At 47.2% G+C, this 15,831-nt stretch carries 11 protein-coding genes; 5 read left to right on the plus strand and 6 right to left on the minus strand.

Going from position 1 to position 15,831, the window contains the following annotated elements; all coding sequences use genetic code 11:
* Positions 1–4: 4 nt before the first annotated feature.
* A complete protein-coding gene (locus ACO1NU_RS06290; protein WP_448817619.1) occupies positions 5–2,146 on the plus strand; it encodes a hypothetical protein in 2,142 nt (713 codons plus the stop codon).
* 107 nt (positions 2,147–2,253) lie between these two features.
* Here ACO1NU_RS06290 and pflA read toward each other — a convergent pair whose 3' ends face one another.
* From pflA to ACO1NU_RS06305, 3 genes are all read right to left on the minus strand, one after another.
* Positions 2,254–3,036 carry a pyruvate formate-lyase-activating protein gene (pflA, locus tag ACO1NU_RS06295; RefSeq protein WP_448817620.1) on the minus strand — a complete coding sequence of 261 codons (783 nt, stop codon included), beginning with the start codon at positions 3,034–3,036 and terminating at the stop codon, positions 2,254–2,256.
* A gap of 85 nt (positions 3,037–3,121) precedes the next feature.
* On the minus strand, positions 3,122–5,356 hold the full coding sequence (gene pflB / locus ACO1NU_RS06300; protein ID WP_448817621.1) for a formate C-acetyltransferase: 2,235 nt from the start codon (positions 5,354–5,356) through the stop codon (positions 3,122–3,124).
* A gap of 136 nt (positions 5,357–5,492) precedes the next feature.
* Positions 5,493–6,728, minus strand: coding sequence for an L-lactate MFS transporter (locus ACO1NU_RS06305; protein WP_448817622.1), 1,236 nt, complete (start codon positions 6,726–6,728; stop codon positions 5,493–5,495).
* Between the two features lie 159 nt (positions 6,729–6,887).
* On the opposite strand from ACO1NU_RS06305, the gene ACO1NU_RS06310 reads away from it, so the two are divergent.
* Positions 6,888–7,919, plus strand: coding sequence for a GntR family transcriptional regulator (locus tag ACO1NU_RS06310; RefSeq protein WP_448817623.1), 1,032 nt, complete (start codon positions 6,888–6,890; stop codon positions 7,917–7,919).
* A gap of 40 nt (positions 7,920–7,959) precedes the next feature.
* Positions 7,960–9,741 carry a glycoside hydrolase family 15 protein gene (locus ACO1NU_RS06315; RefSeq protein WP_448817624.1) on the plus strand — a complete coding sequence of 594 codons (1,782 nt, stop codon included), beginning with the start codon at positions 7,960–7,962 and terminating at the stop codon, positions 9,739–9,741.
* A gap of 65 nt (positions 9,742–9,806) precedes the next feature.
* On the opposite strand, the gene ACO1NU_RS06320 is transcribed toward ACO1NU_RS06315, so the two are convergent.
* Positions 9,807–11,987 (minus strand): bifunctional alpha,alpha-trehalose-phosphate synthase (UDP-forming)/trehalose-phosphatase, encoded by a 2,181-nt coding sequence (locus ACO1NU_RS06320; RefSeq protein ID WP_448817625.1) that lies wholly within the window; start codon positions 11,985–11,987, stop codon positions 9,807–9,809.
* A gap of 496 nt (positions 11,988–12,483) precedes the next feature.
* Here ACO1NU_RS06320 and ACO1NU_RS06325 point away from each other — a divergent pair, with 496 nt between their 5' ends.
* Complete coding sequence (locus ACO1NU_RS06325) at positions 12,484–12,714, plus strand: hypothetical protein (RefSeq protein WP_448817626.1); 231 nt, start codon at positions 12,484–12,486, stop codon at positions 12,712–12,714.
* Between the two features lie 63 nt (positions 12,715–12,777).
* Here ACO1NU_RS06325 and ACO1NU_RS06330 read toward each other — a convergent pair whose 3' ends face one another.
* Together ACO1NU_RS06330 and rsmA are read right to left on the minus strand one after the other, a co-directional pair.
* Positions 12,778–13,701: an NAD(P)-dependent oxidoreductase gene (locus tag ACO1NU_RS06330; protein ID WP_448817627.1), complete on the minus strand. Its 924-nt coding sequence runs from the start codon at positions 13,699–13,701 to the stop codon at positions 12,778–12,780.
* A gap of 29 nt (positions 13,702–13,730) precedes the next feature.
* Positions 13,731–14,522 (minus strand): 16S rRNA (adenine(1518)-N(6)/adenine(1519)-N(6))-dimethyltransferase RsmA, encoded by a 792-nt coding sequence (gene rsmA / locus ACO1NU_RS06335; RefSeq protein WP_448817628.1) that lies wholly within the window; start codon positions 14,520–14,522, stop codon positions 13,731–13,733.
* Positions 14,523–14,763: 241 nt separating this feature from the next.
* On the opposite strand from rsmA, the gene pdxA reads away from it, so the two are divergent.
* On the plus strand, positions 14,764–15,819 hold the full coding sequence (gene pdxA, locus ACO1NU_RS06340) for a 4-hydroxythreonine-4-phosphate dehydrogenase PdxA (RefSeq protein WP_448817629.1): 1,056 nt from the start codon (positions 14,764–14,766) through the stop codon (positions 15,817–15,819).
* Positions 15,820–15,831: the final 12 nt, after the last annotated feature.

Genomic DNA, 15,831 nt, shown 5'->3' on the forward strand with positions numbered 1-15,831 from the left:
AAATATGAAAGTAAAGAAGATTATGTATGCCCTGGGGATAGCACTTTTACAGGTGCTATCTGCCAACGCACAGCCCATAAATCGGCAACAGGTAGTATCACGCCACAACGTCATTAACACGAAGATCGATTCACTCAGTTCCCTTTCCTTGGGCAATGGCAAGTTCGCCTTCACCGCTGATGTAACCGGTTTACAAACTTTTCCTGAAGCCTACCGTAAAGGCGTAAGCCTCGGCACCCAGTCTGAATGGGGATGGAACAGTTTCAAAGACACCGTAGGCTACGACATCTCTGAAACGCTCAGGAACTATAACCTGAACGGCCGTATGATCTCCTATACAGTACAATGGTCTGAACCTTTAAGAAAACGTCAGGCTTCTGACTGGTTCAGAAAGAATCCGCATCGTATCCACCTGGGGCACCTGGGTTTTGAAATCCAGAAGCAGAACGGCTCCATGGTTACCATCTCTGATATCAGGAACATCAGACAGGAGCTTGACCTTTGGAGCGGGGTGCTTAAAAGTACTTTCACGGTAGAGAACATACCGGTAGAAGTATTCACAACCGTTCACCAGGATCAGGACGTGATATCTGTTCGCGTCAAGTCGAAGCTGGTAGCAAGCGGAAGGCTGAAGGTGGGCCTTCGCTATCCTTACCCGACGGCGGAGTTCCTTGACGAAGGATCTAACTGGGCGAACCCTCAAAATCACCAGTCATCCATTCAGTCTTCAACAGCAGAAGGAGCGGTCATCGAGCACAAACTAGAAGGGATTACCTACTACTCCAGCCTGAAATGGAACAAAGGCACCGTAAAAGCGGCGTCTGCTCCTCATACTTTTCAAATCGTACCTGCAAAAGGATCAGATGTACTGGAGTTAAGCTGCCTGTTCAGCATGGAGCAGAAACCTGCTGCTGCCGTACCTGCATACCCTGAAACGGAGACGAACAGCAAAACCCAATGGGCTGCTTTCTGGAACAGTGGTGCCGCCATTGATTTCGCCGGAAGTACTGACCCAAGAGCAAAAGAGCTTGAACGCAGAACTGTGCTGTCTCAATACCTCACCAAACTGCAGTGTGCAGGCTCGTTTCCTCCTCAGGAAACAGGATTGACCTTCAACAGCTGGTTCGGAAAGCCTCACCTGGAAATGCATTGGTGGCATGCCGTACACTTTGCACTCTGGAACCGGGTGGACCTGATGGAGAAGAGCCTGAGCTACTACGCACAGGTACTCGGCAAAGCTAAAGCGCTTGCCGAAAGACAGGGTTTCAAAGGTGCCCGCTGGCAAAAAATGACCGATCATAACGGCGATGAAGCACCTTCTTCTGTCGGTGCCTTCCTAATCTGGCAGCAGCCTCACCTGATCTATATGGCCGAACTGGCATTCCGCGACAAGCAGGATAAAGCCATTCTTGAAAAATATAAGGATCTTGTTTTTGCGACCGCCGACTTCATGGCTTCTTTCCCTACATACGACAAAGCGAAAGATCGTTATAACCTGGGCAAGGGACTGATCCCTGCGCAGGAAGTATTCAAGGCTGAAGACACGTTTAACCCAACGTACGAGCTTGCTTACTGGGACTGGGCACTTAAAGTGGCCCAAAGCTGGAGAGAGCGCCTCGGCATGAGCAGAAATGCCGAATGGGATGAAATTATTAACAAACTGGCGCCCCTGCCGGTATCTGGAGGCGTGTACCTGGCTAATGAAAGCACACCCGATTCTTACGTAACCGATCGCTGGAAGACTGATCACCCTGCTGTTCTTGGAGCATTAGGTATGGTGCCTGAGTCGCCAAAACTCGATAAAGCCGCTATGCAGCGTACGCTTGAGCTGGTCTGGAAAGTCTGGTCATGGGAGGATACCTGGGGATGGGACTTCCCGATGACTGCTATGAATGCTGCACGTCTGGGCAAGGCTGATCGCGCTGTAGATGCGCTCTTCATGAACATCAAGACCAATACCTACCTCAAAAACGGACATAACTATCAGGACGGCCGTTTGCGCATTTACCTGCCCGGAAACGGCGGTGTGCTTACTACCGTAGCAATGATGGCCGGAGGATGGGATGGAAGCCAGGGTGTCAATCCAGGCTTCCCTAAAAATGGAAAGTGGAAGGTCCGATCCGAAGGATTTAAGAAAATGCCATAATAATCAATAACAAAGCGGGCTGCCTGATTCAGGTAGCCCGCTTTGCTTTATAGTAAACAGTAAGCTCTCAGTTACGATCAGCTACCGGATCAGTTAACACGAGGGTTTTATTTCAGAATAACGTTCGAAAAGTACTTCTGAAAAATCGACAGCGCCTTTTCCTTCACTTCTGTAGTTGGGCTCTCTGTATCTTTCAGCGGATAGTCCATTTTCATCAGCTCCCATTTATGCAGGCCCAGCTGGTGAAAAGGAATAATCTCCACACGCTCCACAGTCTTGAAATCCGCAAAACGCTGTGCCCACTCTTCCAGGTATTCTTCCTGATCGGTCCAGCCCGGAACAAGCACGTACCGAAGCCACATTCTTTTTCCGGTCGACTCCCTGTAATCCGCTAGTGCGATGGTGTTTCTGTTCGTGAGGCCGGTAAGCTTATGGTGAATGTCGTCGTTAATGTGCTTCACGTCGAGCAGCAGCAGGTCTGTATGCTCCAGCAGTTCATGAACCTGATCATTATTCAGCCTTCCATTGGTATCCAGACAAGTGTTAATGCCTTCGGCGTGCAGCCGTTTAAAAAATGTGCTCAGCTTGCTTCTTTGCAGAAGAGGCTCACCGCCTGAGACCGTTACACCTCCAAACTTTCCGAAATAGGACTTCTGTCGCACGGCCCGCTGCAGCAGCTCATCGATGGCAACCAGGGTGCCACCACGAACATCCAGCGTATCGGGATTTTGGCAATACAAGCAACGGAACTGGCATCCCTGAACAAAGATCACCATTCTTATTCCCGGCCCGTCATGTGTGCCAAAGGTTTCCAGCGAGTGGATCCGCAAATGTTCCGGATCATCAAAATTCAACTTAGCCGCTTCAATATCTTGTAATGGGAAATACATGCCTTAAGATGTAAAAATAATTTCAAAAAAAAGAGGTCAGGCATATAACCTGACCTCTTAGTGCTAATATATATATATAAATCGGTTACATACTTTCATGGAAGGTTCTCGCGATCACTTCCAGCTGATGCGCACGGGATAGACGAACAAAGTTCACTGCGTAACCAGAAACGCGGATAGTCAACTGAGGATAATTTTCAGGATGGTTGTAAGCATCCATCAATGTTTCCCTGTTCAGTACGTTCACGTTCAGGTGGTGAGCCATGTTTTTGAAGTATCCTTCCATCGTGTTTACCAGGTTGGAAATCTGCTCTTCACGTGTGTCACCTAGTGATTTAGGGATCATCGAGAAGGTATTTGAAATTCCATCCTGAGCATCATTATAGCGCAGTTTAGCTACTGAGTTCAACGATGCGATAGCACCACTGTTATCACGTCCGTGCATTGGGTTAGCTCCCGGAGCAAAAGATTCACCTGCCTTACGTCCATCAGGTGTTGCACCTGTGTTAGAACCGTACATCACGTTAGATGTAATGGTTAACAGAGATAATGTGGGAGTTGAATTCTTATATGTCGCGTGCTTTCTCAGCTCGTTGATAAAGTAATGGGTGATTTCCTGTGCGATTGAATCCGGACGGTCGTCATCATTACCAAACTGAGGATATGCTCCTTCGATAGTAAAGTCAACAGTCAGTCCTTTTTCGTTTCTTACCGGAGTCACTTTAGCGTATTTGATCGCAGAAAGGGAGTCAGCAATGATAGAGATACCTGCAGCACCGTATGCGATGTCAATATGAGGATCAGAGTCAATCATAGCCATCTGAGCTCTCTCATAATAGTATTTATCATGCATGTAGTGGATGATAAACATTGCTTTTGCATATACTCTGGCAAGATCACTCAAAGTACGTTTGAACACATCCATTACCAAATCAAAATCAAGAGGACCTTCTGGTAATTCAGGAATGCCTTTGACGATCTCAGTTCCTTCATGCTCTTCGCGGCCGCCATTCAGTGCAATTAAAAGCGCTTTAGGCAAGTTGGCACGTGCACCGAAGTGCTGAATTGATTTACCGATCTCCTGGTAAGACACGCAACATGCGATTCCATAATCGTCAGAACCACGGTTAGGGCGCATCAGGTCATCATTTTCATACTGAATAGAAGACGTGTCGATAGATACCTGTGCACAGAAGTTCTTGAATCCTTCAGGGAGGTTTTCAGACCAAAGTACGGTCAGGTTTGGCTCAGGTGAAGCACCTAAGTTATATAGCGTCTGTAAGAAACGGAATGATGTTTTGGTTACCTTGGTACGTCCGTCATTCAGCTGACCGCCGATAGATTCCGTTACCCAGGTAGGGTCACCACCGAAGATCTCATCGTAAGAACCCGGACGAAGGTGACGCACTAATCTCAGTTTCATCACAAACTGGTCAACCAGTTCCTGTGCTTCTTCTTCTGTAAGAGCTCCTGTTGCCAGGTCTCTTTCGAAATAGATATCAAGGAAAGAAGATACGTTACCCAATGACATAGCCGCACCATCTTGCTCTTTTACAGCAGCCAGGTAAGCGAAATATACCCACTGTACAGCCTGATGTGCATTAGCTGCAGGTTTTGATACATCAAAGCCATACTCAGCAGCCATAGTGATCATGTCCTTCAACGCAGCGATCTGTGAGTTGATCTCTTCACGAAGACGAACTTTATGCTCGGTCATCTCACCGCTAACTTTAGCCAGGTCTGCTTTCTTGAAGTTGATCAGCGCATCTGCTCCATATAGTGCCAGACGACGGAAGTCTCCAATGATACGACCACGTGCGTAGTTGTCAGGAAGTCCGGTTAATACGTGTTTTGAACGGTACTTTCTGATCTCAGGATCGTAAGCTGCGAAAACACCTTCGTTGTGATTGCGTGCATAGTTGAATACGTCTTTTACACGGTCAGATACTTCCAGTCCGCGTTCTCTGACAGCAGATTCAACCAGCTTGATTCCGCCAAATGGTTTCATCGCTCTTTTCAGTAGCTGATCAGTCTGAAGGCCAACGATAACTTCGTCGTCCTGTTTGATATATCCTGGCCTGAAGGCCGTCATGGTTGAAATGGTCTCAGTGTCTATCGCAAGGCACCCATTATTAGCTCTTTCCTGCAAAAGCACTTCTTTTGTCGCATTCCACACATTGGTGGTTTTTGCAGAAGGACCAGATAAGAATGATGAATCTCCGGTATATGGCTTAATGTTTCTTACAACAAAGTCATAAACGTTTACTGTTGTATTCCATTCTCCTTGTTCAAATGGAACTGCTGTGACATCTGTTTTCATAATTTAAAAAATTACTCTTCGTTTATGTTAGAATACATCAAATCTACGCAGATAAAAGATCACGAAATGTGACCCGCGTCATGTATTCTGGTGATTTAGGGATCGGCAAAGAAATCCTTGAAAATTTAATGGATTGTTAAAAATTTGCCTCTTCCGTTAATATTTTCGTTTCACTTTTAATTTCCGGCTTTTCCGCCACTAAGCGACTTCTCAAAAGATAGGCCATAATGGCTGTCGCAAACAAGATAGCTGAAAATACGGTAAATATCAAAGTATACTGATCGCTCAAATTAATAAGCCATGGACCTGCAAATGCAGCAGCCGACCAGGCAATCAGTACATATCCCAGTACAGAACCCATTTTGTCGGGACCATAAATATCTTTGATGAATGCAGGTATCGTAGCAAACGCACCACCGTAGCAGCTGATAACAACCAATACCGCTGCATAAAAGAGCCATGCAGCAGGCGTTGTGCTCAGAATAAAGAAGCAGGCACTACCCACCAGGAAGAAACACATAAAGGTGTTCCATCTCCCGATTTTATCTGATACGCTCGACCAGATCAGCCTGCCGAGTCCGTTGAATAGCCCGATCACGCCTACAAAAACGATAGCTGCAGCGTCACTGATGTGGATAATGTTTTTCGCCATCGGGGCCGCCACTGCGATCAGCGCAATACCACAGGTGGTGTTGAAAAACAGCATCAGCCACAATCCGTAAAAACGTACGTCCGACAGCAGAACAGAAGCAGGTACGGATGAACCGCCGCTATGATCATCAGCAACAACTACATTTGATGTAGTCTGAGGAACCGCCAGATACAAAGAAGCCAGTGCCATCAACGCAAAATATACGGAAGCCAGCAGGAAGAAGGTGTTCGACACGCCCATAACAGTGGCGATAGGAGAGATGATCTGTGAGGCGATAACCGATCCTGCTGCGAAAGACATGATCACCAGTCCCGATGCAAAGCCCGGTTTATCAGGGAACCACTTTACCACTACCGAAACCGGCGTGATGTATCCGAACCCAAGTCCGATTCCGCTGATCACCCCATACGTAAGATAGAACATCGGCAATGATCCCAGGCTGCAGGCCAGTCCCGCACCCGCCAGTCCCGCCCCAAAAAAGGCCGCTCCAAGCAGTCCCGCTTTCTTCGGACCGATCCGGTTGACAAAGTTACCCATGAACGCGGCCGTCAGACCCAGGAAGCAGATTGCCAGACTGAAAGCCAGCTTCAGCTGATGTGCATCCCAACCGTTCATTAACTCAAGAGGTTTAATCCATACGCTGTACGCGTAGATTGATCCGATCGACAATTGCAGTGTCATACCGGAAAGGGCCATAAGCCACTTATTCTTTGAAGTCATTTTTTGAAATTATGAGCCAAATCTAGCGGGTCTTGCTCCTCAAAAAATTGATGAACGTCACTTATGTCAGAGATCATCATCTAAAACACGCAAAAAAACTGGCATTTGTCCTGAATAATCCTCAATTTCCTATCTTAGCCACGATCCATACCTTTAATAATGAAACCCATCCGTTTTTTTGATCATATCCGGATTGATGAGTATTCAGCCACTCCCAAGTATCTCCAGCTCACCAACTCCATTCTGATAGCGGTTGAAGCAGGCAAGATCAGCAAAAATGATATGCTTCCCTCAATCAACGAACTCAGCTATGAGCTCGAGATATCGAGAGATACCGCAGAGAAAGGTTATAAATACCTCAAGAAGATTGGTGTGCTCGCGTCTATACCGGGAAAAGGATACTATATCGCCAGTACGGAGTTTCGTCAGACGCTCCGGATATGCCTGTTCTTCAACAAACTGAGCAGTCATAAGAAGATCATATACGATGCCTTTATTGCCACCCTGGGGGAGCAGATTGCGGTCGACTTCTATATCTATAACAGCGATTACATGTTGTTCAAAAAGCTGCTCAGCAATAAGATGGAAGGTTATTCACATTATGTGATTATTCCACATTTTATAGAAGGGGAGGACAGTGCTTACCAGATGATCAACTCCATTCCCAAAGAGAAGCTGATCATCCTCGATAAGAAGATCCCGGGTATAACCGGCGAATATGCAGCGGTCTATGAAGATTTTGAAAAAGATATCTACAACTCGCTCGAGAAGGCCCGTAAGGCCCTGAGTAAATACCATACTATTAAGCTGATATTTCCCGATAAAAGCTATTATCCGAGGGAAATCAGGAAGGGCTACCTGCGCTTCTGCCAGCAGTATGCTTTCAACCACAAGATCGTTAACGACATTTCTGTGGAACCTATTCAGGAGGGCGAGGTATATATCAACCTCATGGAAAGTGATCTGGTAACCCTCGTTGAGCGATTAGTAAACCTCGACTTCAAGATCGGCAAGCAGGTCGGCGTTATATCTTATAATGAAACTCCGCTGAAAAAGGTCATTCTGGATGGTATAACGACCATCTCAACAGACTTTCACCAGATGGGAACCATTGCCGCAAAGATGATTCTGGAGAACTCAAACAAGCATGTAGAGGTGCCATTCTCGCTCACTCTGCGATCTTCGCTGTAGAAAATGAAAACTTCTTTAGCGTGTGTTTGTTTTTTAATTAATGGTTAAACACACGTATCAAACAGGTTTAATAGGCAACTGTGCTTTCCTGGCCCATGTTCACAAAAATACCGATATCTCGTGGCTCTGCTGGCCGCGGTTTGACAGCACCTTCGTTTTCGGGTCCCTGCTCGATGAACAAAAAGGTGGAGAATTCAGCATCCGGCCTGCCGGCGACTACAGCTCCGAACAGTCTTATCTCGAAAATACCAATGTGCTGGTCACGAAAATATCCTGCGAAGATGGAGATTATCAGGTGACTGATTTTGCACCGCGGTTCTATCAGTATGACCGGTATTTCAAACCGCTCATGCTGATCCGAAAGATCGAGCCCATCTCAGGCACGCCGCGTATAAAGGTCAAGTGCGAGCCGGTAACCGATTACGGCAAGAAGAAAATGAGAGGCCAAAGGGGCAGCAATCATATTGAATATTATGGAGGCGAGGAGATTATGCGGCTTACGACCGATATTCCCGTTACGTATATCTATGATGAGCGCTTCTTCGTCCTGAGCGAGACCAAATATCTCGTTATGACTTACGGTCACCCGCTGGAGGCTCCTTTGGTGAGTACCTGTGAGACCTTCTACCGCGAAACGGTTAAATACTGGAGAACCTGGATCAAGTATTCATCTATTGCAGGCTTCTATCAGGAATATGTGATTCGCTCTGCCCTGGTTCTGAAGATCCACCAGTACGAAGATACCGGCGCCATCATCGCCGCAAGTACAACCAGTCTGCCAGAATCCGACGGCAGCGGTCGTAACTGGGACTACCGCTATTGCTGGCTGCGTGACACGCACTATGTATTGTCATCGCTCAATCACATCGGCCATTTCCAGGAAATGGAAAAGTATTTCAACTATGTGGCTGATATTTCGGTATCCGAAGAGTCCCGCTACCAGCCACTCTATCGTATAGACGGCGATAAGAAGCTTGATGAGCACATCCTCGAATATCTTGAGGGTTATAAGGGGAATAAGCCGGTACGCATCGGGAATCAAGCTAATGAGCATATTCAAAACGATATCTATGGACAGGTGATGATTTCTATCATGCCTCTTTATACCGATCATCGTTTCGTTTTCCGCGAACGGAAAGACTCCCGCAGATGGATATCTTCTATTCTCGATAAGATCCAATCTACCATTGATGAGAAGGATGCCGGCATCTGGGAATTCCGGAACTTCGCCAATACGCACTGCTACAGTAACCTTTTCCAATGGGCAGGTTGCGCGGCGGCAGCTAAAACGGCACGCAATATTGGCGATAAGGAACTGGAAGAGAAAGCACTCCGGCTGCAGGCGAGAGCGGCAGAGCATATCGAAGCCTGTTATGACCCTGTCCGCAAGGTTTACACGAATGCCGTAGGTAGTACCTATCTGGATGCCAGTACCCTGCAGCTCATCATGATGAACTATCTGGATCCAACATCCGACCGTGCCAAAGACCACCTGAAGGCACTCGAAGCGGAGCTGAAGACTGAGAAGGGCCTGATCTATCGCTACCTTCATGCAGACGATTTTGGAAAGCCCAAAACCACTTTTCTTATCTGTGCATTCTGGTATGTGGAGGCCCTGGCCTGCGTTGGTAGGGTGGACGAGGCTGTTGTCGAGTTTGAAAAGCTGATGCAGTATTCCAACCACCTGAAGCTATTCAGCGAAGACGTGGATGAGGAAACCGGAAGTCAATGGGGGAATTTCCCGCAGGCATATAGCCACGTAGGATTGATGAACGCAGCCTACCGTATCGCCATGAAGCTCGATAAACCGATCTTTCTCTAAGAACATAAACGCATAAAAAAGCCGCTTTGAAATGATCAAAGCGGCTTTTTCTATATAGCAGAGATTTATGCTTCTTCTTTCGCTGACAGCGTCCGGAGCAGTTTACGCACTTCTTTGTAATCACGCATATAGAAGCGTGCAGCAGAAATGTTGCTTCCTATTTTAATCGTGTACGCATCTGCTGGCAATGCCTTGAACATGTCTTCATCCGTATGATCATCTCCCAGCGCCAGAATATAATCGTATTGATCGTTGTCGAGCCATGCAGCCACCTTCCCTTTATTCACTTCCACGTTTTTGATCTCGATAACCTTGTTGCCGCCCATCATCTGAAGACTCTTGTCGTCAGTCAGGAACCGCATATTGCTCATCAGCTCATTAGCGCGGAGCTCACCCAATCCTTCTTCCACCTTGCGGTAATGCCACACAAGCGAGTAGCTTTTCTCCTCGATGAAAGATCCCGGCGTGCGATCCACATACGTTTCGAGCATAGGCATGAGATCCTGCTTCCAGTGGTCATTCAGGCCGGGAAGTTTGGTCCACTCGCCGCCGATATGTTTCTGCCAGGCTCCGTGCTCGGCAATGATGTCGATCTTCAGATGACCGAACCAGTCTTCCAGCGTCTCGTAGTTCCGGCCGCTCACAATCACCACATGGTTCTGCGGCTCACCGATGAGCTCATCCAGGATCTCATAAAGATCATCATCAGGAAATGCCTGATTGATATTGGATTTAAAGCCCACCAGGGTGCCGTCATAATCCAGGAATATCAGCCTTTTTGCCGCCTTGCGATACTCCTCTTCTATATAAGACATGGTGGCAACGCCCACATGTTTAGCCTGCATGGAAGCCTGCAGTTGCTTTACCTCTTCTAATCTATCCATATAAATTTTTACCCAGTGTCTGACATTAAATTTAGCAACGACTTCCCTCATCGGGACCATTCGTCTTAGTTGTTCCTCTACCGGCATATCCAGAGCCTCTATCATGGCCCTATACAGCTCGCCAACGTTATTTGGGTTCACAATGATCGCATCAATCAGCTCCTTGGCAGCGCCCGCCATCTCACTTAAGATGAGCACGCCCGTGTTGTCGGTGCGACTCGCCACATATTCCTTGCTCACCAGGTTCATCCCGTCGCGCATAGGTGTAACCAGGCAGATCTCAGCCATATTATAGAGCGCTGACAGCATCTCTGTCTCAAAAGAACGATAGTAATAGTGTATCGGGTTCCAGTCCAGCGTCCGGTACCGCGCATTGATGTTCCCCACCAGCTTGTCGATCTCGTCGCGCAGCTCCTTATACTGAGGAACGGTGTCACGTGAAGGGACAACGATCATGTAAAGCACCACGCGTTCCAGGTATTCCGGATTTTTCTGCAGTAGAATATCATAGGCCTGCAGACGTTGTAAAATGCCTTTACTGTAGTCAAGGCGGTCAATCGACAGGATCATTTTCAGATCCTGGAAATTTTCCTTCAGCTTGGCTACGTTTTCGAGTACCAGCGGGTCATGCGTGAGCGATTCAAATTTCTTTTCATCGATGCCCATCGGAAAGGCCTCCACGATCACCTGCCGGTCGTTGTAGTTGATCTGATTGGCAGATGCATGTACCGGAAGGATCCGCGAGATAGCACTGATGAAATGCCGCGCATCATCAAACGTATGGAAACCGATCAGGTCAGCTCCCAGCATGTTTTCCAGTAATTCGGCCCTCCAGGGGATCAGCCGGAAAAGCTCGTAGGAGGGGAAGGGGATATGGAGGAAGAAGCCGATGGTAATATCAGGCTGCTCCGCACGGATCAGTCCGGCCAGCAGCAGCAGCTGGTAATCGTGTATCCAAATAATATCCCCAGGTTCTGTGATCTCCAAAACCGCATCTTTAAACTTGTGATTAACGGCCAGGTAACTATCCCAGTAACTTTGCTCATAGTGGGCATAGGTAGGATGGTAGTGAAAAACCGGCCATAAGGTTTCGTTTGAAAAGCCTTCGTAATATAAATTGATCTCTTCCTGAGTCAGAAACACAGGAAAAAGATTCATATCTTGTAATTGATCTTTTATTTCAGATTGTTTCTCGTGTGATTCTACTTCAATACCAGCCCAGCCCAACCACATGTTGTTCCCCTGGCGATAGATGGAGCCCAAGCCTGTAGCGAGGCCGCCCTCGCTCTGCTTCAACTCGAAGTTATTCCCGGATTCTGTGATTTTGACTGGTAACCTGTTTGATACTATAATCGTCTTCATGAATTTTTCCCCTTTATTAATTAAGGTTGAAATGACGTTTGTGTTTGTTTTTTTTGGAAAAAGCTGTTCCCACTGCTTAAAAGTTAACAGGCCTAAAGGGGGGACTACAAAAGCAAAAAAGAGATTTCCGAAGCAATTGTGAGATGATGGTCACCCTACGGTAACCTGTAAAACTCAGGGCGGTGTCAGCTCAGCGTCGGGTGAGCAGCGGGTGAGCATCCGCTGAGTTATCGCTCTGGCGCCCCGTTCAAGTCATCAAGAGAGCTGTCTGGATTCCACCGGTGGATACCCGACCAGTCGTTCGGAGACAAACAATCAAAGTTATTAACAATAGTTGTCCACATTGTCTCATAAAAGTTGTTGATTAATAGGAACATAATGTGAAAGTTTACGTTAAATACCCAATAAATAACAAATTGTTGATCTAATTGAAACTGTTATGACGCAAAACAGAGCTTTATCCATTAAAAGTTGGATTAAAACAATGGGCTTCCAATTGACTAAGTCACATAGTCTGGATAATCGCAAAAAAAAGATCCGTTATTACACCTTGGGCAATTTCGGTGTGTATGAAGAGATAACGCCCTCAAAAAGTGCTTCGGGGCACAAGATGAAGTTCACCAGCTGGACACCCTGGGGGGATAACATTGAAGTGAATTCAGTAACTGATCTCTGGTCTGCGTACGAGGAGTTCGAAATGTACAACCCAAATTATGTAACTAATTAATTGGTCAGGCAGGCTTGTGTTCAGCGCTGTGAATCCAAGCCTGCCCGACTCAATGACCTTTCATTACCTGATCGTTCTTAGTTTCTCTGCCAGTACTTCTGAGATCCGTTTGTAAGATTCCACGCTCCATCCGGCAACGTGTGGAGACAGAAGAACCTTCTCATTGTTTCTAAGTTGGTTGAACCACGCGAGTTCGTCCAGATTTGGAAATTTTTCCACTTCCAGAACATCCAATCCCGCTCCGATAATTTTTCCTGATTTAATAGCGTTCAGCACAGCTGAAGTATTGACAATCTCGCCGCGTGCGGTATTTAAAAGGATGATGGGTTTTCTGAAATGGAACAGGTACTCGTCGTCTACCATCTGGCGGGTTTCGCGGGTGAGGGGAATGTGAAAGCTCAGTACATCAGCCTGCTTCACGATCTGTTCCATGCTGACCTCCTTCGCGAATGAATCGCTGAAGCCTGTTTTATATTTATCGTAAGCGATTACCTGCACGCCGAAGCCGGCAAGCTTGCGGGCGAAACTCTGACCCATAAAGCCATAGCCGATGATGGCCACGGTACGGTCGCGGAGCTCTATTCCGCGATTGCCCTCACGATCCCATATGCCGCTTCTGACTTCCTGATCGGCTTTGCGCAAATTATTCATGATGGACAGCAACATGCCGATGGCATGTTCTCCGACTGCGTCGCGGTTGCCTTCAGGGGCATTGATGCATACGATGTTCTGTGCGGCAGCGGCATTCAGGTCGATATTGTCCATCCCTGCACCTGCACGCGCAATGAAGCGCAGATTCTGGCCTGCCCGGATGAGTTCTTCATCAATTCTGAACTTGGTACGTATGGCGATGCCTGAGTAGCGGTCGATGATGCTGAGGGTTTCTTCCCGGGTAATGCCGGGCAGATCGTCAACTTCGTAGCCCAATTTCAGCGCTTCTTCTCTGAAAAGTGGATGAAGCTTATCCGCAATAAGTATTCTCTTCATGTTAATTAGATAGATTTTGATTCTGTAGCTTATTCGGCCGTTTGAAGAGCTGCCGTCAGCATGTTGGTGAGGCGAACGAAATCGTCAACGGTGAGCCGCTCTGCACGAAGCTCAAAGACCGGATCTGCTGGCATTTTGTCTTTCGGGATCAATGCCGAGAGGGCGTTTCTGAGTGTCTTCCTGCGTTGATTGAAGCCGGCCTTTACCACTTTCCAGAATAGCTTCTCGTCGCACTCCAGGTTTTGCACCTCATTCCGGCTCAGCCGGATCACGGCAGAGAGCACCTTGGGTGGCGGGTTGAAGACGCCCGGTTTCACGGTAAAGAGATATTCTACCTTGTAATAAGCCTGTACGAAGACGCTTAAAATGCCATATTCCTTGGTTCCGGCAGGCGCGGTGCAGCGCTCTGCAACCTCTTTCTGGAACATCCCCACCATTTCAGGTACCTGATCCCGGTGTTCCAGAATCTTAAAAAGGATCTGGGATGATATATTGTATGGGAAGTTGCCGATCACGGCCACATTGCCAGGAAATGTCTTTTGAAAGTCGAGCGCCAGAAAGTCGCCGTTGATCAGTCGTTCGCCCAATTGCGGATATTTCTTATGCAGAAACTCGACCGACTCGCTGTCCAGATCAATCAGATGGGTTTCGTATTCCTTGTTCTGGAGAAGGAAATCAGACAGGACGCCCATACCCGGACCCACTTCCAATACCTGTGAAAAGCGGCCGGTAGGGTTCAGGCTGTTTACAATCTTAAGTGCGATATTTTTGTCGGTCAGGAAGTGTTGACCGAGGTGCTTTTTTGCGCGTACTGAGCTCATTTCTGTATTTTAAAAGGAAGACGGACGGAGTATTCTCATAGAAGATATCCGAAAGAGATCATCCTAAGACAAAATAAGCAATTTAAAGGCAGATTGAAGAATCAGGCGGCACTTATGACCCAGAGATGGGTGGCAGAAGTAGCAGTTCTCAATTAAAAGAGCGATAATCTTCGAGAATTGTCGGTAAAGTGTTTAATTTGTAAACCTACGTGATGTAAGGGGAGAAAGTACTAGATCTGATATGAGTGAAAAAATAAAAATTGGAATTTCAATTGGTGATGTTAATGGAATAGGGCTCGAAATTATTTTGAAAACCTTGATAGATCCGTCGATTTATGACTATTGCACTCCGATTGTTTATGGAACCACGAAAGTAGCATCTTTCTACCGCAAAACGCTTTCCCTGGGTGATTTCAACTTCAATGTTATCAGCGGAGCCGACCAGGCCAATCCGAAAAGAGCAAACATGATCAACTGCTGGGATGATGATGTGAAGATTGAACCGGGAGTTGCCAATGAAACAGGTGGCAAGTATGCCTTCATTTCTCTTGATCGTGCGGTGGCCGATCTGACCGCAGGCCATATTGATGCCCTGGTTACGGCACCGATCAACAAGCATAATATACAGAGCGAAGAATTTAATTTTCCGGGACATACCGAATATATTCAGGCAAAGACCAATGCTGCCGACTCACTGATGTTCCTGATCGGGGAAGATCTGCGTGTGGGTGTGGTAACCGGGCACGTGCCTGTGGCGGAAGTTGCCCAGAAGATCACTAAAGAAGGCATTCTATCTAAGCTGCAGCTGATGAAAGACAGCTTGAAAAAGGACTTCTGGATTCAGAAGCCGAAGATTGCAGTCCTGGGCCTCAACCCGCATGCGGGAGATAATGGTCTGATCGGCAAAGAAGAGCAGGAAATCATTATGCCGGCTATTGAGGAAGCGAAAGAGAAAGGTGTGTTTGCCTTTGGTCCGTACCCCGCAGATGGCTTCTTCGCCAGCGGTGCACACCTGAAATTCGATGGCGTGCTGGCTATGTACCATGACCAGGGACTGATTCCATTTAAGTATATTGCGTTCCACAACGGGATTAACTTTACGGCCGGCTTACCGGTTGTACGTACATCTCCGGACCATGGAACAGGTTATGATATCGCTGGAAAAAACCAGGCCTCTGAAAGTTCTTTCAGGGAGGCTGTGTTTGCGGCAATCAATATTGTGAAGCGCCGCAGGGAGATGGTTTCGCTAACCGCTAATCCTTTAAAGATTAGTAAACTCTCCAAAGATCGCGATTAAGGCAGTTGGCGG

Source organism: Arcticibacter sp., assembly GCF_053551015.1.

Bases quoted from the DNA above. Each gene is read 5' to 3' on its own strand.
- ACO1NU_RS06290 (WP_448817619.1), top strand. From the start codon at position 5: ATGAAAGTAAAGAAGATTATGTATGCCCTGGGGATAGCACTTTTACAG.
- pflA (WP_448817620.1), bottom strand. From the start codon at position 3,036: ATGTATTTCCCATTACAAGATATTGAAGCGGCTAAGTTGAATTTTGAT.
- pflB (WP_448817621.1), bottom strand. From the start codon at position 5,356: ATGAAAACAGATGTCACAGCAGTTCCATTTGAACAAGGAGAATGGAAT.
- ACO1NU_RS06305 (WP_448817622.1), bottom strand. From the start codon at position 6,728: ATGACTTCAAAGAATAAGTGGCTTATGGCCCTTTCCGGTATGACACTG.
- ACO1NU_RS06310 (WP_448817623.1), top strand. From the start codon at position 6,888: ATGAAACCCATCCGTTTTTTTGATCATATCCGGATTGATGAGTATTCA.
- ACO1NU_RS06315 (WP_448817624.1), top strand. From the start codon at position 7,960: ATGGTTAAACACACGTATCAAACAGGTTTAATAGGCAACTGTGCTTTC.
- ACO1NU_RS06320 (WP_448817625.1), bottom strand. From the start codon at position 11,987: ATGAAGACGATTATAGTATCAAACAGGTTACCAGTCAAAATCACAGAA.
- ACO1NU_RS06330 (WP_448817627.1), bottom strand. From the start codon at position 13,701: ATGAAGAGAATACTTATTGCGGATAAGCTTCATCCACTTTTCAGAGAA.
- rsmA (WP_448817628.1), bottom strand. From the start codon at position 14,522: ATGAGCTCAGTACGCGCAAAAAAGCACCTCGGTCAACACTTCCTGACC.
- pdxA (WP_448817629.1), top strand. From the start codon at position 14,764: ATGAGTGAAAAAATAAAAATTGGAATTTCAATTGGTGATGTTAATGGA.